The 19,702-nt window shown below is 42.5% G+C and carries 16 protein-coding genes; 15 read left to right on the plus strand and 1 reads right to left on the minus strand.

Going from position 1 to position 19,702, the window contains the following annotated elements:
* Positions 1-103: 103 nt before the first annotated feature.
* Positions 104-1,009 carry an NAD(P)-dependent oxidoreductase gene (locus tag ACTHPA_RS14640; RefSeq protein WP_440501259.1) on the plus strand — a complete coding sequence of 302 codons (906 nt, stop codon included), beginning with the start codon at positions 104-106 and terminating at the stop codon, positions 1,007-1,009.
* Between the two features lie 69 nt (positions 1,010-1,078).
* Here ACTHPA_RS14640 and ACTHPA_RS14645 read toward each other — a convergent pair whose 3' ends face one another.
* Positions 1,079-1,540 (minus strand): YkyB family protein, encoded by a 462-nt coding sequence (locus ACTHPA_RS14645; protein WP_440501207.1) that lies wholly within the window; start codon positions 1,538-1,540, stop codon positions 1,079-1,081.
* Between the two features lie 221 nt (positions 1,541-1,761).
* On the opposite strand from ACTHPA_RS14645, the gene ACTHPA_RS14650 reads away from it, so the two are divergent.
* The 14 genes from ACTHPA_RS14650 to ACTHPA_RS14715 all read left to right on the plus strand — a co-directional run bounded on the left by ACTHPA_RS14650 (position 1,762) and on the right by ACTHPA_RS14715 (position 19,665).
* Positions 1,762-3,468 (plus strand): putative bifunctional diguanylate cyclase/phosphodiesterase, encoded by a 1,707-nt coding sequence (locus ACTHPA_RS14650; protein ID WP_440501209.1) that lies wholly within the window; start codon positions 1,762-1,764, stop codon positions 3,466-3,468.
* A gap of 131 nt (positions 3,469-3,599) precedes the next feature.
* The gene (gene fadH / locus ACTHPA_RS14655) at positions 3,600-4,358 is read left to right on the plus strand and encodes a 2,4-dienoyl-CoA reductase (RefSeq protein ID WP_440501211.1); all 759 of its coding nucleotides are present in this window, start codon (positions 3,600-3,602) and stop codon (positions 4,356-4,358) included.
* 68 nt (positions 4,359-4,426) lie between these two features.
* A complete protein-coding gene (locus tag ACTHPA_RS14660) occupies positions 4,427-4,663 on the plus strand; it encodes a hypothetical protein (RefSeq protein WP_440501212.1) in 237 nt (78 codons plus the stop codon).
* Between the two features lie 119 nt (positions 4,664-4,782).
* On the plus strand, positions 4,783-5,220 hold the full coding sequence (gene cbpB, locus ACTHPA_RS14665) for a cyclic-di-AMP-binding protein CbpB (RefSeq protein WP_440501213.1): 438 nt from the start codon (positions 4,783-4,785) through the stop codon (positions 5,218-5,220).
* A 92-nt stretch (positions 5,221-5,312) separates the two neighbouring features.
* A complete protein-coding gene (locus tag ACTHPA_RS14670; RefSeq protein WP_440501214.1) occupies positions 5,313-6,800 on the plus strand; it encodes an MDR family MFS transporter in 1,488 nt (495 codons plus the stop codon).
* Positions 6,787-7,677 (plus strand): LysR family transcriptional regulator, encoded by an 891-nt coding sequence (locus tag ACTHPA_RS14675; RefSeq protein WP_440501215.1) that lies wholly within the window; start codon positions 6,787-6,789, stop codon positions 7,675-7,677. The genes ACTHPA_RS14670 and ACTHPA_RS14675 overlap by 14 nt, the downstream gene beginning before the upstream one ends.
* Before the next feature lie 79 nt (positions 7,678-7,756).
* Positions 7,757-10,171 (plus strand): hypothetical protein, encoded by a 2,415-nt coding sequence (locus ACTHPA_RS14680; protein ID WP_440501216.1) that lies wholly within the window; start codon positions 7,757-7,759, stop codon positions 10,169-10,171.
* Positions 10,168-11,097 carry an ATP-binding cassette domain-containing protein gene (locus tag ACTHPA_RS14685; RefSeq protein ID WP_440501217.1) on the plus strand — a complete coding sequence of 310 codons (930 nt, stop codon included), beginning with the start codon at positions 10,168-10,170 and terminating at the stop codon, positions 11,095-11,097. The genes ACTHPA_RS14680 and ACTHPA_RS14685 overlap by 4 nt, the downstream gene beginning before the upstream one ends.
* Positions 11,094-11,945 (plus strand): ABC transporter permease, encoded by an 852-nt coding sequence (locus tag ACTHPA_RS14690; RefSeq protein WP_440501260.1) that lies wholly within the window; start codon positions 11,094-11,096, stop codon positions 11,943-11,945. Before ACTHPA_RS14685 ends, ACTHPA_RS14690 begins: the two co-directional genes overlap by 4 nt.
* A gap of 13 nt (positions 11,946-11,958) precedes the next feature.
* Entirely contained in the window at positions 11,959-13,416 is a 1,458-nt protein-coding gene (locus tag ACTHPA_RS14695) for a hypothetical protein (RefSeq protein WP_440501218.1), read from the plus strand.
* A gap of 22 nt (positions 13,417-13,438) precedes the next feature.
* Complete coding sequence (locus ACTHPA_RS14700; protein WP_440501219.1) at positions 13,439-14,431, plus strand: AAA family ATPase; 993 nt, start codon at positions 13,439-13,441, stop codon at positions 14,429-14,431.
* Positions 14,431-15,303 carry a DUF58 domain-containing protein gene (locus ACTHPA_RS14705; protein ID WP_440501220.1) on the plus strand — a complete coding sequence of 291 codons (873 nt, stop codon included), beginning with the start codon at positions 14,431-14,433 and terminating at the stop codon, positions 15,301-15,303. Before ACTHPA_RS14700 ends, ACTHPA_RS14705 begins: the two co-directional genes overlap by 1 nt.
* Before the next feature lie 14 nt (positions 15,304-15,317).
* Positions 15,318-17,084, plus strand: coding sequence for a vWA domain-containing protein (locus ACTHPA_RS14710; protein WP_440501222.1), 1,767 nt, complete (start codon positions 15,318-15,320; stop codon positions 17,082-17,084).
* Complete coding sequence (locus ACTHPA_RS14715) at positions 17,068-19,665, plus strand: VWA domain-containing protein (RefSeq protein ID WP_440501223.1); 2,598 nt, start codon at positions 17,068-17,070, stop codon at positions 19,663-19,665. Before ACTHPA_RS14710 ends, ACTHPA_RS14715 begins: the two co-directional genes overlap by 17 nt.
* Positions 19,666-19,702: the final 37 nt, after the last annotated feature.

A 19,702-nucleotide genomic window follows, 5' to 3' on the forward strand; every position in this document is an offset into this window, starting at 1 on the left:
CGGGGGACATTATAATTGAACACAGCAACATTCTCATTTCCCCCTTTTGAGGACGGACCCTATTATAGGATCTGTCCTCCTTTTTTTGTTCAAAACATTTATAATGGATAGTGAGAGTGAACTTGGAGGGGTTAAAATGGGTAAAAAGAAAATTGCATTCATTGGAACAGGTGTTATGGGCAGTAGTATCGTTAAACATTTATTGAAAGCAGATTATGAAGTGGCTGTATTCACACGGACAAAAGAGAAAGCGGCATCTCTCGTAGAACAAGGGGCAAACTGGGCTGAAACAGCTGGACAAGCAACTGCCCATGCGGACATCGTATTGACGATGGTTGGTTACCCGTCCGATGTAGAGGAAGTCTATTATTCAGAGAATGGGATTTTTGCAAATGCACGACAAGGAATGATTTTCATTGACATGACGACATCAAGTCCAGCTCTGGCAATCCGGATTGCTGCTGATGCTGAAGAGAAGGGAATTTCCTCAATCGATGCTCCCGTTTCAGGTGGGGATGTTGGAGCGCAAAACGGAACACTTTCGATTATGTGCGGCGGGATTGAGCAGACTTTCCAAGAAGTTCTTCCGTTATTGCAAGTGTTCGGAAGACAAATTGTCTACCAAGGCGATGCTGGTGCCGGCCAACATGCAAAAATGTGCAATCAAATTGCTATTGCGACTAATATGATTGGCGTCTGCGAAGCTTTAGCATATGGAAAAGAGGCGGGTCTCGATGCTGACACCGTTCTCGAATCCATTTCCTCTGGCGCCGCAGGATCTTGGTCGTTATCAAACCTGGCCCCTAGAATGATCAAAGGGGATTTTGAACCTGGTTTTTACGTTAAACATTTCTTAAAGGATATGAATATTGCTTTGGCAGAAGCTGAACAAATGAATTTATCATTACCTGGATTACAATTGGCGAAAAAAATGTATAATGAGCTTGTCGAAGAAGGTTATGGAGACAAAGGAACGCAAGTATTATATAAGCAATACAAACGAGCATAACTGAAGATAAACGGACTAATCCATCCAATCAGTAGTTGATTGGATGAATTAGCCCGTTTTTATGTCGTGTTATTTTCCGTCCAAATAGGATGAACGGAAAGATTGTGTGTTGGATACTTTTCGTCGCTTCGGGACAAATGCTTTTTTCTTTGGACTTGTCGACACTTTTTGTACTCCGACAAAATCAGACAACAAATCTTTAGCTGTATTCAAATTCATTCGCTCTTGCGGATTGCGGAAAGTTTGGTCTTGTATGCCTAAATGAGGAAGGGACGTGAAGTCGCCTTTTTCCGGTAAGGTATGAAAGAGGAAATCGCTGCACTTCACGAGTACAGTGGAGCTTTGCTGGCTAAGCTGAGGATTTTCAACGAAATGCAAGCCGATTTTTTTTGCATCTCCCGACTGTAGAAGCTGCTGGATGGCTTTGTTTTTTAATGTATAAAGCTCACGATTATTCGTTGCTGTCTTCGCATGCCTGTTCACTGTATATATGGCAATGGCAAGTTGTCGTACTTCATCTTCTTTTTTCAATTGATTCCCCCTCTTCTCGTATTGGATTTTCCTTACGTTTATCATACTGGTTCTCAAAACTTTTTCAAAGCAATTCACTCGAAGAAAATCGAAATATTTGCAAACGGCTATTTTTTTGTCGAAATTAAAGGTATACTTGTAAAATAAAGTAGAAAAATCTGTTTCGGCATCTATAAACAAAATTATTGTACATAGGAGCAGCGACATGCATGGAGGCATTCATGGACAATAACAGACTACACGATGAATTGATGATGGAGCGGAAAGCAAGATTGGAATACGAACATAAGTATATGTCTGTCATAGATCATAATTTGGACCCAATCATAACAATCAATCGGAATGGTAGAATTTCGTATGCGAATATTGCCGTCCATAAAGCTTTCGGTTACCGATTGAAAGAATTGTCAGGTCGTGCTGTTATTGATTTGATCAGCGAAGACAAAACTGTTGAATTCCAAAAATTCCTATCCCGTGCATATCTCGGGGAATCTATTGAAATGGAAGGGATTAAGTTTTTCCATAAGAGAGGGCAATACTTATCCGCCTACATCAAAACGATTCCGGTTACTGTCCGAGGAGAAATACGGGAGATCCATTTAATATTAAGAGATACTTCATTTCATCTAAAAAACAACGAGAAACTATTATTTCTGTCCTATCATGACCAATTGACAGGTTTATGGAATCGCAGGGCATTGAAGGAACACTTTGAAGCTGACGCTGAGTATGCTTCCCGAAGTGATGCAAAGCTATCGTTAATCCATTTAGATTTGGACCGGTTCAACACAATTAATGATTCGGTTGGTCGAAATGGTGCCGACGAAATCTTGAAAATGGTGGCAGAGCGAATAAAGATTGTTTGCCCAAAAGAGGGGAAATTATATCGAAATGGTGGAGATGAGTATATCATCTTACTGCAAAACCAATCGATTGAGATAACTGAGAAACTTACACAGAAAATTTTGAGTGACTTTACAAAGCCGTTCTACTTCAAGCATCAAGAGTATTTCATTTCCTCTTCAATCGGTATTTCGGTCTATCCGGATGATGGCGAGAACTTGGAAGAATTACTTCAAAAAGCAGAGCAAGCGGTTCGATTCGTAAAAGAACGCGGTCGTTCCCATTATCGATTTTATCGTGAAGAAATGAATACAGGCTTCACTGATACAGCGTTAATGGAAGCCCACTTGCGCAGGGCAATCGAATTCAATGAACTCGAACTACATTATCAGCCACAAGTAAATTTGAAAACAGGTGAAATCGATAGTTTTGAGGCACTTTTACGATGGAATAATAGGAAGTTTGGTTTTGTCTCACCAGCTCAATTCATACCGATAGCAGAGGAATCAGGGCTCATTCATTCTATTGGGGATTGGGTGTTGGAAGTAGTATGTGCACAGCTGAAGGAATGGCAAAACAAGCAGTTCCGGCCTGTCCGTATTGCGGTGAATATCTCTCCAAAGCAATTCCAAACTGGTGAATTTGCAGAGAAAGCGAAACAAATCATCGAGAATAATGGAATCCAGCCGTCCTCTTTTGAAGTTGAAATAACAGAGTCTGCTTTGATGAACATGAAGGACACGCTTTCAACGCTGCAAAAATTAAAGGAAATCGGAGTGACGATTTCCGTCGATGACTTTGGAACGGGATATTCCTCACTTAGCTATTTAAAACAATATCCGATTGATATTATTAAAATAGACCGCTTGTTCATCAAAGACATTGAACTTGATGAAAAGAATGAGGCAATCGCCAAGACAATTATTAATCTTGCCCACAGTCTCGGCATGCAAGTAATCGCGGAAGGCGTGGAAAAGGATTTACAAGCGAAGATTTTAAAAGAAGCGGATTGCCATAAGGCGCAAGGCTTTTTATTCAGCAAAGCGATTCCGGCTTCCGAAATCGTGGAAAAGTATTTTGCATAGTAGATGATAAGACTTCCTTCACCGAGGCGAATGAGCTTCAGTAAAGGAAGTCTTTTAAGTAGTCGTTTAGCGAAGATAAATATGATACAATTATGAGTGAATATTCATTCACTTGGAAATGGGGGATTGTCATGTATACAGACAAAGTAATCATCGTAACTGGCGGATCAAGCGGGATGGGGAAGTCCATGGCAAAGAAATTTGCCGATGAAGGCGCTCATGTCATTATAACCGGACGTGATGCTGACCGCTTAGAAGTTGCAAGGGAAGAAATTGGGGAACGTGCACATACTTATCAGATGGATGTGCGTAATATCGAGAATGTACAAGGAATGGTTGAATTTGCAGACGAAAAGTTCGGCAAAATCGACGGGCTCGTTAACAATGCTGCAGGAAATTTTCTTGTTCATGCAGAAGAACTCTCTCCAAATGGCTGGAAGGCTGTCATTGATATCGTTCTAAATGGAACTTTCTTCTGTACAAGTGCAGTAGGCAACTATTGGATTAAAAAAGAACAAAAAGGCGCTATATTGAACATGCTAGCAACTTATGCCTGGGATGCAGGCCCTGGTGTCGTTCACTCAGCTGCAGCAAAAGCAGGCGTCATGTCATTGACGCGTACTCTTGCTGTCGAATGGGGACGCAAATATGGATTCAGGGTAAATGGAATAGCACCAGGTCCGATTGAGCGAACAGGTGGGGCAGAACGTTTATTCCAATCCGAAGAAGCCGTGAAACGGACGATTAATTCTGTCCCGCTTGGCCGAGTAGGAAAGCCAGAAGAAATCGCAGAACTTGCCGCATTCATCATGTCAGACAAAGCCTCCTACATGAACGGCGAAATCGTCACACTAGATGGCGGCCAATGGCTAAATCAGTATCCGTTTTAATTAAGTATTTTATTCCCGAACTTGCACATCCTAGTTTCAATTCGTGCAAAGGGAGGGTATGATCCCAAATGGCTATATGGATTATTCCGATAGCGATTGTTTTTGTTATCTGCGGTGTAATCGGATGGAAAGCAGTTAGAAAATGGGATGCAATTGCCGCCACATCATTCGGTGAAATGGATGATAAAATACCGGAAGCAGTCGAAGACCATCCATTTTCCTTAAACCCAATCATCTGGGTTATCGGTGTAGTGTCGCTATTCATCTTGTTTGTCATTTTCTTTTACTGGGCCTCTTCCAATTAGGAAGAGGTTTTCTACTACTGCTCATTTTACATATTTCAATGGGATGTTCACTGCCTCTTATGGTATGATAGGATTGTAGAATTGTTATGACAGCTTATGATCAGAAGGAGAGATTTTCAATGATTTCTGTAAATAACAGGGATTTTCTTCAGGTGCCGATTGCAGATTATCTTATTCCTGCTGAAAAAGTGGCATGTGTGCAAGTCGGCAATAACGCGGAACACGCCCTTCTCGTTCTGACGAAAACCGGTTATTCTGCAATACCTGTCATTGATGTAAAGAACCATTTAAGGGGACTGCTAGGGATTGGTATGATTACAGATTCCATCTTAGGATTGGAACGGATCGAGTATGAAAAGCTAGCAGATTTGAAAGTCGATCACATTATGCAAACTGATATCCCTGCTATTAAAACAACCGATAGATTTCAAAAAGGATTAGATTTGCTTATTAATCACACTTTCCTATGTGTCACTGAAGAAGACGGCACATTTGCGGGTATACTGACGAGAAGAGTCATACTAAAAGAATTCAAAAAATATCTTTACATGAAATGATGATGTTATCACAAGGTTTTTACCTTGAATAGAAGGCTCCAATAGGGGCCTTTTGTTATTTCTTGGCTTTTTTTGTGGGAGGGGAAATATGAATGAAACTACATAAAAAAACAAATCGTCCACTTGTCCTAATATCAGTCATGCTAGCGATGTTTGTCGGAGCAGTTGAAGCGACAATCGTGTCGACGGCAATGCCGGCGATTGCTGGTGAGCTTGGTGGGTTTTCAAGATATAGCTGGATTTTCTCTGCATATTTGCTTATGAGTACGGTTACTGTTCTGATATATGGCAAGTTGGCAGATCTCTACGGGCGAAAACCTATATTTTTTATTGGCTTATCCATTTTTCTATTCGGTTCCATTCTTTGCGGGTTTGCTTCAACGATGGAACAGCTTATTGTATTTCGTTTGATCCAAGGTTTGGGTGCAGGAGCAGTTATGCCAATAGCGACAACGATTGTTGGTGATATTTACTCCACAGAAGAGCGGGCTAAAATACAAGGATATTTATCGAGCGTCTGGGGCATTTCAGCAGTATCCGGCCCTGTAATCGGCGGGCTCATTGTTCAATATTGGAATTGGAAATACGTGTTTTGGGTTAATGTACCACTAGGTTTGTTAGCGATGGTCGGTATTTATTTCTTCCTACATGAACCTGCATCTGACAGAAAAGCGGCAATCGATATTAAAGGTGCAGTCTTATTGACGACTTCTTTATCTATCATCCTATTTTGGCTCGTTGAAGGTGGACAATCCTTTAGTCGTTCTTCAGCGATTAGTCTCCTTCTCCTTATTTTAGGCGCAGCGCTCTTTACGCTATTCATTTGGGTGGAAAAGAAAGCAGAAGATCCAATGATGCCTTTCCACATTTGGAAAAACCCTGTAATTCTTTATGCCAATCTCGTTTCATTGACAACCGGTGTCATTCTTATCGGCGTTTCCTCATATTTACCCACTTACGTAACAGGTGTAATGGAACAGACTGCAATGATTGCTGGTTTTACATTGACAGCGATGTCAATCGGTTGGCCGATCGCTTCTTCTGTTGCCGGGCATTTGTTGATCAAGTTCGGAACATTTGCTGTGTCGTTTGCTGGAGGCATCTCCTTAGTGTTTGGTTCACTCATGTTCGTATGGATGACAGGTGACTCTGGTCCATTATGGGCTGCATTTTCAAGCTTTTTCGTCGGAATCGGAATGGGATTGACGAGCACATCATTCATCGTAACCATTCAAGGCGCCGTCAGCCGCGAACAAAGGGGTTCGGCGACTGCTGCAAACATGTTCATGAGAAACTTCGGAAATACAATAGGGGCGGCAATTTTTGGAGCAGTTTTGAACGGATCATTACTATCTTCTTTCCGGGAGCGAAATCTTGATTATAAAGTGAATGATATAAATCTTTTATTGACGGAAGAAGCGAGGTCTACTTTACCTGCTTCGAATGTGAATACCTTACAACACGCGCTCGATGGTTCTTTGCAATGGGTGTATGTGGCTGTACTTGTTTTTGCAGTCATCAGCTTACTACTTATCTTGCGGATACCTAGAGGAAAGGTGGTTAGTCATGACGACAACTGAATTAGAGATCATTAAAGCATTAGCGGAGGAAGGCAATATGCGCAAGGCGGCTGAACGGCTTTTTTTATCACAGCCAGCTTTGTCACAACGCCTTCAAACGATTGAAAAGGAATGGGGAACGATGTTGTTCATCCGTTCTCAAAAAGGGTTGGAGCCAACTCCTGCAGGCGAGCTTGTCATTGCTTTCGCAAAAGAGACAATCCTGAAAAAAGAGGAAACTGCCGAGATGATAGCATCTCTTGCGGATAAAGTACACGGTACACTTAAAATCGCTTGCGCTTCCATCGTCGGACAGACTTGGCTGCCGCAAGTATTGAAGGAATTTGTAAGCATGTACCCGGATGCGAAAATTTCATTGATGACAGGTTGGAGTTCGGAAATTGTGAAAGCGCTTTATGAAGGAGAGGCGCATATTGGAATTGTTCGTGGCCAGGTGGATTGGAAAAGCAGGAAATCATATCTATTTAGAGACCGTCTTTATTTAGTCGACCAGGAAATTACTTCAATTGATGAATTAGTGGAAACTGAGCGACCGTTTATTCAATTTAAAAGTGATTCCAATTACTACATGGAAATTCAACGATGGTGGCAACGCCATTTTTCACAATATCCGAAGAGGCAAATTACAGTTGACCAGATTGAAACGTGCAAACAACTCGCTTTGAATGGAATTGGTTATGCGATATTACCTTCAATCACTTTGGCAGGAGATGAGAAGGTGAATAAAATTCCTTTGCTGAATAGTGAAGAAGAATTCGAATTGACGAGGGATACATGGCTGATCGGCTATGACTCTACTTTTGAACTCAAGCAAGTGAGTGCTTTTACTGAAGTACTTAACATGCATGCCGAAAAATTAAGAAAAGAATTGAAGTGACGGGAACTTTCCTAATTTTGCTACGTACTAATTAAGAAAGGTACAGAATATTGGCGATGTCCAATTGGGGGAATCAATTATGTGGAAAAAACAGTGGGGGTTACTAATCGCCATGTTTGTATTTTGCTTATTCCTGCCGACAATAGAAGCTTCAGCCGCACCTGAATTGAAAGTAAAGGTGACTGCAGGCTTTGACGGGAAAGCAAAATTTGGAAAAGGTGCACCTATCATAGTTGAAATCGAAAATAACGGAACTTCCGCTTTTAGCGGCGACATGGTCATTGATACACAGCAGTCTTATGAGTCTGGTATCGGGGAAGTTTTTCCGCTCGACATTGGTGCGGGCGAATCAAAAACTGTGACGTTCATCAATCCTAAAATGTTCGATTACAATATGTATGGCATGAACAACAAATCTATCTTCTTTTATGAAGGTGGATGGAAAAAAGGCAAGGAAATCGATCATAAGGGGACTCAGCAAATTACCGTCGCCATGTATCACGACGATACAAAAATCATCACCGCATTCACAGACAACATCGATCGATTGTCTGCGTTGAAAGGGTTTCGCCTGACGAATTATCCGAGTACTCAATTGATTGATGTTTCAAAAATTGCTTCGCTGGATTTGGAGGAAGCAGCAGGGTGGGGACCGACGGATATAATAATCATTGACGAATATCCGATTGCCGATATGTCGCCAGCTACGCAGCAAGCTTTAGTCAACTGGGTGCGCTCGGGAGGCATTATCGTTTTTGGTGGCTCCGATCATTTGATGGCAGAGTCGGGTGCATTTGCAGAACATTTACCGTTAGCATTGGATGGAAAGAAAGCTCTTAATCCTGAAGTATTAAATGAATGGACGTCTAGGGAAGATTTCAATCAAGAAATTACAATTGCAAAAGCTGCTTTAAATCCTGATTCGAAAGTTATTTTTTCGAAAGATGCGGATATCCTTGCTGCTTCTAAACAGCTTGGCAAAGGGCTCGTTTTGCAAACTGCTTTTTCCGTAGGGGATGAACCATTTTCCAAAATGCATGGAGCACCAGCGGTATGGAAAAACATACTCGATACGGCAACTCAATCGATGATCGCAAACGGCATGATGCCTTATTACAATGATCCTATGGAATCGTTACGGTGGTCAATCGGAAATTCAAATGAACTTTTCCCTTCTTTTAAAGTATCCGCACCATTTCTATTTGGTGTAATCATATTTTACATCATTATTATCATCCCGGTCTTATATATTATCCTAAAACGAAAAGATAAGCGGGAACATGCATGGTGGATCATTCCTGCCATTTCTGTTGCAGTATCAATCTTCATATTCGCTTATGGCGCACGTGATCGCATCGGCCAAGCACAAATTCAGCAAACATCTGTATTTGAAGTTGAACAAGACGGAAGGTTGAACGGATATTTCGTTGAATCGATTTTGACGAATAAGGCAGGAGACTTTGTCTTTTCAGCACCAAAAGAAACGACAATGTCAACATACACCCCTTACTCCATGGGATTATTCGGTCCATCCTCAATGGGCGTCAATTCTCATAAACGTGCTGTACTTGAGAGAAGTGCAACAGGTTCGAACTTGCATTTACGAGACATCGGCTATTGGGATGTTGCGACTGTCTATGGGCAAACAACTTTAGACGCAATCGGAAATTTCGATATTTCATTGACCGTTAAAGACAAACAATTGACAGGTGAAATTACAAATAACTTTCCATTCCCAGTGAAAGAACTTGCGATTTGGTCGGGGACGAGTCGAATCAAAGTTGGAGATGTAGGTCCTGGAGAAACGTTGAAGGTAAATGAAAAGTTGAAGACATCGACTTTAATTAGGAAAAGGTCTTCAAACACAATGTATATGGGGAATATGCCAACGAATACGGATGATCTGTTACAAATGAGAAAAGACAGTCTAATAACGTTTTCTGGTGAGTTTATGAGCAACACTTCCATGCCTGCCCTCATTGGGTATGCGGATACAAAACTCGTGCCGATAGAACTTGAAAAATCAAAAGCTGTAATAGATTCCTTAACGATGCTATCGCAGTCGTTCGCACCGAAAGTCGAATTTAGCGATAGCTTTACTGTAGATCCGGAAATGATGTCGATGAGCCTTATCTCAGAAGTAAATAATATACAGGCGCACCAAATTGGGTATGCGGCGAATATGTATTATTTTGACGAGGACACGTATGTCCAAAGGTGGCAAGTGCCGGAAGATCTAATACAAAAAGTATCGGTATGGAAATCGATGGATATTTCAAAAATTCAAAAGCAGCTATACACTTTGCAGATTTGGAATGTCAAAACGCAGAGCTATGATTCACTTGAATCCGAAAGGAAATTGACGTTGGATTCAATTGATGACTATATAACCGAAGATGGAAAAGTGACTTTTAAATTGGAGTTTCTCAATAAACAACATGGCAATGAAGGTCAACCTCCTGAAATCAAGCTGCATGGCGAGGTGAAGAAATGATTGAAATTATAGGTTTAACGAAGAAGTACGGCCAATTCACAGCACTCGATGATCTGAACTTAACGTTGAATGAAGGAACTGTATTTGGGTTTGTAGGTGCAAACGGTGCTGGTAAATCCACGACGTTCCTAATTGTTTCGACATTATTGCAGCCTACTTCTGGTGACGTACTCATCGATGGTGTAAGCGTGCGGGAAAAGCCAGCAGAAATCCGGAAACTGATTGGTTATATGCCTGACTTTTTCGGGGTTTACGATCAGCTTAAAGCTGATGAATATCTCGATTTTTATGGTGCTAGCTACGGAATTCCTGAAGAGGAAAGAAAGAAACTAATTCCGCAGCTGCTGGAGTTAGTGAACTTGTCTCATAAAAGATATTCGTATGTCGACTTATTGTCACGAGGCATGAAACAAAGATTATGCTTGGCCAGATGTCTTATTCACGATCCGAAAGTCCTCATATTGGACGAACCGGCATCAGGGCTGGACCCAAGAGCGCGGATTGAGATGCGTGATATTTTAAAGACGTTGAAAGGAATGGGGAAGACGATATTAATATCTTCGCATATTTTGCCTGAACTGGCTGAGATGTGTGATGAAATCGGAGTTATTGACAATGGCAAATTGATCGCGCATGGCTCGGTTGCAGATATCCAAAAGAAACTGCAAGGTGAAAAGACAATAACAGTCCGATTAGCGGGTAAAACTGAGGAGGCTATTGCGTTTTTTGAAGAGCAGCCTTTTGTCAATTCGATTGAAAAGCTTGAAGACGGGGAAGGGATTTCCTTCGTTTATAGAGGCGAGGAAACGGAGCAGATTGAAATGTTGAAACGGGCAGTCTTGTCTGACTTGTCGATTGTTTCCTTTATGGAACATATTACGAATTTGGAAGACGTCTTTATGGAAATTACGAAAGGAGCCGACTGAAGATGAATTTTAATAATCCGGTTCTTTTTAAAGAGTTGAAGTTGAGATTCAGATCATTTAAAGGGTTCAATGGCATCCTCTTCTTTCTGTTGGCGATGTGTATTTTCGTATTCGGGTATATTTTTTTGACGGTGAATATGACGGGAACTTCTTACTTCAGACCGAGCCAAAGCTTTGTCCTATTCGCATTTCTTTCCTATATCCAACTAGGGCTCGTATTGTTTACAGCCCCTGGTTTGACGGCGGGTTCGATCAGCTCGGAAAGGGAGAAACAGACGTTGCCTATTCTATTGACGACGTCGCAAAGCTCTTTCCAAATCATTTCCGGAAAGATGCTTTCGTCAGTAGCTTTTCTTTTGCTGCTCATAGTAGCGGGGCTTCCTGTGTACAGCTTAGTCTTTTTATTCGGAGGAATATCGCCTGGTGATTTCGTTAAAATATTCCTTTTCTTATTTGTAACATTGCTTGCAATCGGTAGCATTGGCGTCATGTTTTCGACATTAATTCGAAGAACGGTTGTCTCAATGATTGCAACATACGGTATGATGCTTTTCCTTTCGGTAGTAACTGGTTTTCTGTTTATTATTGTCATGCAAGTGAAAGCTTTTAACTATATGGGGACTCCGGTAACTTCGCCGTCATATATCGGGCAGTTTTTAGCCTCGATCAATCCGGCGGTATTATTCGCAACTTTTTTGTCGCCCGAGCTCAACAGATCGATCTCAGACATGACAAATATCGATTTTCCGATCTGGGCTGGATACTTGATTTTTTATGGGGTTCTAACTGCAGTAGCGCTGTTCATCGCAGTTAAAAAACTTCGTGTCAATATGAAAAGATTAAAGTGATGAGGTGAAACGGATGGAAGAGAAATCAGCATTACATCGATATGTTGGAAGGGCCCTAAGTTCATTGCGCTTCGAGCGATCTGTCCGTATGCTGCAAGCAGGACTTTTCATGACTGCCTTGTTGTCTTCATTGTTCCTAGCTGCTTCCAGACTGTTCATATTACCTCATTATGAATGGATAACATTCGGGATTGCTATAACAGCTATCGTTGCAACGATCATCGTGCTGTTCATTAAGAATGTCAGCCGAGAAGAGGCTGTTTGGAAGCTGGATCATTATGTACCTGACAATTTACTTGTAACCGCATTGGATGATCGCGTTCGACATTCGGATTTTGGTCAGGCGATTGTGCGAAGAGCGGAAAAGGCGGTGGACATAGCTTATCCGCAATTCAAGAAACGAGAAAAAAGATATATTAACGGAAAAACGCTTTCAGGTTTTCTAATTTTTCTCGCCACATTCGTCCTTCTGCTCATGTTTCCTTCAGAAGCACAGCAGGAAGCACAAGCTGTCGCTAAGGAAAAGGTAATCATCGAGGAATTGAAAAAGGAAGTGGCCGATTTAGGAAAGAAGGAAAAAAATCCTGAACAGAAAAAAGAATTGGCAAAGCTGGCGGAGAAACTGAAAGAGACTGAAACGACAGATGAAACGTTAAGAGAATTAGTGAAGAAGCAAAAAGAGTTTAAGCTGAAGGAACAGAGATTGACTGAAAAAAAGGAAGGCTCTGAAGAAGGCTTAAGTGAAAAAGAGGAATTGGAGCTTGAGGAACTAAAATCGCTTGTTGACCAGCTCGCACAACAAGCGGGGAAAGCGCAAAGTGCATTGAATAAAATAGGTAAAGCCCCATCGCTTCCCGCTTTGGCAAGTGCTGGAACTCCGTCCACGGCAAACACTGATCAAACGGGTTCTAACGCAAAGCCTGGCAAGGGACAGTCTCAATCCGGCGGCAACAATGGAGGGAGCCAGGGCGAAGGTCAGGGCGAAGGTCAAGGCGAAGGCCAGGGTCAAGGTGAGGGTCAGGGCGAAGGTCAAGGCGAGGGTCAAGGCCAAGGTCAAGGCCAAGGCCAAGGCCAAGGTCAGGGTCAAGGCCAAGGTCAAGGTCAAGGCCAAGGCCAAGGTCAAGGACAGGGTCAAGGACAGGGACAGGGTCAAGGTCAAGGACAGGGCCAAGGACAAGGTCAAGGACAAGGGTCTGGCACGGGAACAGGGAAAGGTGGACGCGACTTACTTTCCATTCCCTTCGATAGAATAGGAAGTTACAATGACCCTTCTGTTGTAGGCGGTGAGCTAGGGGAAGGGGAATTCGTTGAAGAGAATGAGCGTGATGGCCTTGTTGAACGTGGAACATTGCGGCCATATCAAGAAGTGGTCGGAAGTTATAAGGACGCCTATTTAAAAGGGTCAGATAAAATGAATCTTCCTGCGGACTTACAACGAGTCCTTTCTGATTACTTTTCATCAATTGAATGATTAATGGATGGGAGATGTACAAATGTCGTTTTCACCTGAACAATTTGAAGAAATGAGCAGTACGCTTGCAGAAGTGAGAGAAGAAATCGGTAAGTTCATTGTAGGTCAGCAGGAAGCTGTCGAGTTTTCGCTATATTCTATATTGGCAGAAGGGCATGCCTTATTGGAGGGGTTGCCTGGCTTAGGAAAGACAATGCTGATCCGCACAATATCTGAAGTGTTGGATTTGTCATTTTCCCGTATTCAATTCACACCGGATCTCATGCCTGCAGACATTACAGGAACAAGCATTTTAGAACGGAATCCAGACGGAGTTCAACGTTTTGTATTTAAAGAAGGACCGATATTTAGTCAAATGGTGCTGGCCGATGAGATTAACCGTGCCACTCCGAAAACTCAAAGTGCTTTGCTTGAAGCGATGGGTGAGAAAACCGTAACCGTCCTTGGTGAAACCCGGAAAATGTCCAGACCATTCTTTGTTCTTGCGACACAGAATCCGATTGAAATGGAAGGGACATATCCATTGCCAGAAGCGCAAATGGACCGGTTCTTATGTAAGATTCTACTTCCTTATCCCGTAAAGGAAGAGTTAAAGGAAATAATGCTACGAACAACCGGACCGAAAACTGTATCTATTCGAAAAGTGATGGATACAGAATCGATTATTTTGGCCCAGGAAATGGCGAAGACAATTGTCATTGCAGACGAGATGATGGATTATGCCGTCGATCTAGTATCGGCGACACATCACCGAACTGACAGCGAAGACGATTGGAGCCAATATGTCCAGTACGGAAGCGGACCTCGTGGATTACAGTCCATCATTCGATTGGCAAAGGCAAGAGCGTTAATGGCAGGCCGTTTCCACGTATCAATTGCCGATATTAAAACTGTCGCCAAACCGGCTTTAAGACACCGTATCCTTATCAATTATGAGGGGGAAGCGGAAGGAATTGATGTCGATAAACTTATCGATCGATTATTGGAGGATATCCGCCAAGGAGCGCAAGTGTAATGAGAGAAGAACTTTTCCCTGATCGATTATCCAAACGTTTAGGCGGGTTATCCATCATATCGAGAGCGAGAAAGCTAGGACATCATAAAGGGATGCATCGTTCCAGTAAAACGGGAACTTCTTTAGATTTTTCGGATTTCAGAGAATATCACCCAGGCGATGATTTGCGTCATATTGACTGGAATGTGTTTGCGCGCACCGATAAACCATTCATCAAGCAGTTTTTAGATGAACAAGAAATGCGGGTACATATACTGCTTGATTCCACTAAATCGATGGGGACGGATGGAAAATGGAATTTTGCACGTCAACTGGCGATCGGGTTAGGACATATCGCGTTAAGAAGTGGCGACACTGTTTCGTTTTCGACATGGTCTGCTGACCAGAATTATTTCTTTCGGAAAAAAGGGGCATTGCATCGGGCATCGTTTTCAAAATTCGTATCGCAATTACAAGAACCGATTTTCGAAGGTGAATTTGCAGATCAACTCATTAAGCATGTTCCGAAGGCAATGACAGTCTTATTCATTATTACAGATGGCTTGGAGCAGATAGACAAATGGGAGCGGCTGTTCAGAAGGTTGCCCGGTGTATGTAAGGATGTACGAATTTTGACAGTTCACTCCCCGATAGAAGAGTTTCCAGAATACGAAGGTGATGTGCGCCTTGTCGATGTGGAAAAAGGATCGGTCGTTGAAGTTTCGATGAGTCAACGAATCGTCAAAGAATATAAAGAAAAGAAATTGAAACATGAAGCGGGATTATCAGCATTGGCGAGAAAATACGGAATCCAGCTAATGCGTACAGAAGTATCAGAAGGTGCAATGGATTGTTTTACAAAAAAGATGAGGCATGCAGGATGGTTGCGCTGAAAGGGGGCGGCTAAGTGGGGTTTGATCAAATTAGTAATGTGTGGACGGCAATTTTCCCGTTGGCCGTCCTTCTTTATTATTTCTTTCGGAAGAAGTTTGTAACGACTACAATATCTTCCACACTGTTTTGGGAACAATCAATGCGGGAGACAAAAGTTTCTCCGTACTTGAAAAATTTGCAGCGGAACGCTTTATTTTATTTGCAGATGGCGGCACTGTTGCTATTGTTATTCATCTTGCTTCAACCGTTTTTGCCGAAAGATATTGTTGCGGATGGTCATACAGTTTTTATCGTAGATGTTTCCGCAAGCATGTCTGCCAATGATAGCGATCAATCATTATTGGAAAAAAGTAAAACGAAGATGCGATCGATTGCAGAAGAACGTGCTGGTGAATCGTTCTCTATCATAACGACTGGGAAAGAGCCTGCTTTGTTGCTTCGTCAAGAGACCGATGAGCGGCTTGTTTTAGCTTCGATTGACGGGCTGGAATTGAATTATGAGCATGAGCATATTGGAAGGTCGCTCGATATAGTGAAATCAATTACATCACAAACAGGAGCGGATGTTCATATATTTACAGATTTCCTCGATCGGTCCATATTTATGGAAAGTGAAAATGGGATTACTTGGACTGTTCATAACAATGAAGTTCCTTTAGACAATATTGCAATTGAAAAAATTGGTGCCATACATACTGTAGATGGTACAGAGGCGATTGTTAAGCTTTCAAATCAAACATTATTGAAACAATCGGGGAAGGTGATTGTCAATAATGGATTGACGGGAGATAAATTGGCTGAACAAGATTTTTCAGTTGAAGAAGATGCGGACGCTCTCCTTTCATTCAAGGATTTACCGTTACTTCCGGCTTTCCATGTTCATATCGAGGCGGAAGATGACTATGCTGCAGACAACGAAGCATTTATCGTCATTGGTAGTGAATCATCGGAAGTCATCGTAGACAGTCAATTGCATGAGCTAGTCAAAAAAGCATTTGAAGCGATCGGTCTCACCGTTAGTTCTGGGTCTGTGAATGAAATTACGTCAGCAAGAGACCATGCAATGATCGTGACGAATGAAACTTCCTTTTTGAAGAATGGAACAGAGCCAGTTCTGTTGATCGGCAGAAATGATTCAACGGCAGAGCCGATTTCGGGTCCAGTGGAATCATCAAATGATGCATTATTCACGATTGCTTCAATAGATGATGTTTATGTGAGCGCTCTCTATCCACCATTCGAAGGGTATTCGACTTTAGCTTCTATCGACGGCAAACCGTTCATCCAGAAATCACCGAGAGGCGATATTATCATCTTGACGGATATTGGCCTGACAGATTGGCCTTTGCATCCGTCGTTTCCGTTATTCTTTTGGAGTTCGATGGAAATGTTGCGATCAAGTAGTGATATCGCTGGAATTTTCATGCCAAATGAGAGAAAAGCGTTATTGACGGGAAATGGAACGGAAGGAATTGAAATTTTTACGATTGATGATGAGTATGTCGCTACGTATCCAGCAGGCGGAAATTTTGTCGCGCCGTCTAAACCAGGGATCTATAAGCTGATGGATGGGGGAAAGGAAAGGTATTTTTCCGTCGAGCTTGAACACGATGAGAAGTCAATTTCCTATGGATCCAGTTATAAACTTGGAGTGGACTTTGCTGAAGGAACTGAAAAAGAAGAAGGTAAACAAATGATTGGATGGCTTTTCCTTTTGCCGGTGCTCCTTCTTTTATTAATAGAGTGGGAGGTGCAAAGACGTCGTGGATATCCGAATTGAGAATCCTTTATGGCTTTTGCTGCTCATACCGATAGCAATTTACATGGTGTATGCTTGGAAGTCATCCAACATGCGTTTTGCACGTAAAGGGACGATTCTATATGCCCTTAGAAGCATTGTGATCCTTTGTATTGTCTTTGCCCTTACCATTCCATATGTGACACTGCCAGATGAAGAGGAGCAGATCATATTCGTTGTTGATAGGTCCGTTTCTGTGGCGGATGCGAGTCAATTAGCAGAAGAATGGATTGCGGAAAGTTTGAAGGCGAGAAAAGCGAATCAATCTGTAGGAATTTACTCATTCGCCGGAACGTTCCGGTCAGATAGTAGATTGACCGACGCTACTATTGAAATGCCAAAGCTGGAACCGATAGACTCGAAAGGTGAAACGAATATTGCCAAAGCGATAGATTTGTCTGTTGCGGTGGCAAAAACCGGTCTTGCAACGAGGATCGTGCTATTGTCTGACGGGTTAGAGACGGAAGGGTCTATAGAAGAGCTATTGCCAAAATATGAAAATGGCCATATCCAAATCGACACGTTCGTACTAAGACGATCGAATGTCGCAGATGCTTCCATTTCATTATTCGAGACGCCTAGATCCGCTTATGAAGGAGAAAGGCAATTGCTGCGTGTTGAAGTCGAGTCATCCACACAGACAGTGGGCCAGTTGCTGATCAACTTGAACGATGAGGAGATTATTAGTGAACCGGTTTCTCTAGACGAAGGAACAAACCAATTTGCATTTCATCATGAGGCTAGTGGGACAGGTCTTCTGAAGTATGAGGCAAAGCTAATTGTACCTGATGATGGACTTCTAGAAAATAACCGTATGCTTTCCGTCACAATGCTTGAACAATCTCCTAAAGTGCTTGTCGTACAGACTGAGCGGAGTCCTTCCGTTATTCCGTCACTTCTCGACCAAAACGCTATGGAAGTAGATATAGTGGATGCAGAAAGATTGCCGGAAACATTGTCCGGATATTTAGGATATGGCGCAATTATTTTTGATAATGTTCCTGGCCATCTTGTTGGAGAACATAAAATGACAGTCATTGAGCAGGCGGTAAAAAGCTTCGGCACTGGGTTCATGATGGTCGGTGGTGATGAGAGTTATGGTTTAGGAGGTTATTTCAAGTCTCCGATCGAGCGATTATTGCCTGTGGAAATGGAAGTGAAAGGGAAGGAGCAGCTGCCGTCCCTAGGTCTTGTCATAACTTTGGACCGTTCCGGCAGTATGTCGGGTTCAAAAATTGTTATTGCGAGGGAAGCGGCAGCAAGAGCGGTCGAATTGCTAAGGAACGATGATACTTTCGGCTTCACTGCATTTGACCATGAAATTTGGGAAGTCATCCCTGTCGGTCCTTTACAAGATAAACAAGACGCAATGGATCAGATTTTGTCCATACCGGCAGGTGGAGGGACTGATATTTTCCCATCTGTCGCAAAGGCGTATGAGGACTTGACAGATTTGAAGCTCCAAAGGAAGCATATTATACTGTTGACTGATGGCCAATCATCCATGCCTCCGGATTATGAAGAAGTTATAGCGGAAGGCAAAAATTCGAATGTTTCATTATCGACTGTTGCGATCGGTACCGATGCAGACAGCTTATTATTGGAAGAATTGGCGGAACTCGGCGGCGGGAGATTCTATAACGCTTTTGATGAGTCGACGATTCCAGCCATTTTGACCCGAGAAACATCGATGCTTACTAGGACATATATTGAAGATGACCCCTTCTACGTCTCATTGGGCAACGTGCCTGAGTGGACTTCTATCTTCCAGGAAGGCGTCCCGCAAATGAATGCCTATATTGCAACGACACCAAAAGGAACGGCGACAATCGTGGCAGAAAGCCCTAAGGAAGACCCAGTTATTGCAGAGTGGATGTATGGTCTCGGACGTACAATCGCATTCACATCCGATTCAACGGGGAAATGGTCCGGGGATCTGGCAAGATGGGAGGGATATTCTAGCTTTTGGAATACGGCCGTTTCGAGATTGCTGCCGTCTTATGAAGATGTCCCTTATTTGATCACCCACGACCGAGGCGGTACGTATACGATTACCGATAGTTCCAGGAAATCGGCCTTTTTGGAAATTGCGATTGTTGATGAGCAAGGAAATGAAGTGCCATTCCAGTCGGAACCGTTGGCGCCAGGAAAAGTAAGAGTAACGTTGGATGCGGACCCTGGTCTTGTATTCTTCGGTGTTGCAGATGATAAGGGTGGATTATTTGAAGCGGGTGTTTCGGTTCCATACAGTTTGGAATATAAACCGTCAGAACCAAATGTTGCATTGCTTGAGAAAATTTCTGAGCGGACGGGCGGCGAGCATCTTGAAGATCCTGAGCGGGTTTTCCGTTCGCATCCGTATAAAAGTGGGGATCGGAAACCGATTGCGGATTGGCTTATATTAACTGCGATGATCTTGTTTTTCATTGATATTACGCTTCGAAGATTCGGTATGTTTTCAAGTTTGCTGGATCGAAAAGAGATGAATGATGTGAATGAAGTTACGACAGTCAAACAGGAAGATCATGTCGCCGAATTATTGAAGGCGAAAAAGAAACGTTAGAAAAAACCCTTATCTCCTGCTCACGGAGATAAGGGTT

Origin of the sequence: Sporosarcina sp. SAFN-015 (genome assembly GCF_051966875.1) — a bacterium.
In the GTDB taxonomy this organism is placed as follows: Bacteria; Bacillota; Bacilli; order Bacillales_A; family Planococcaceae; genus Sporosarcina.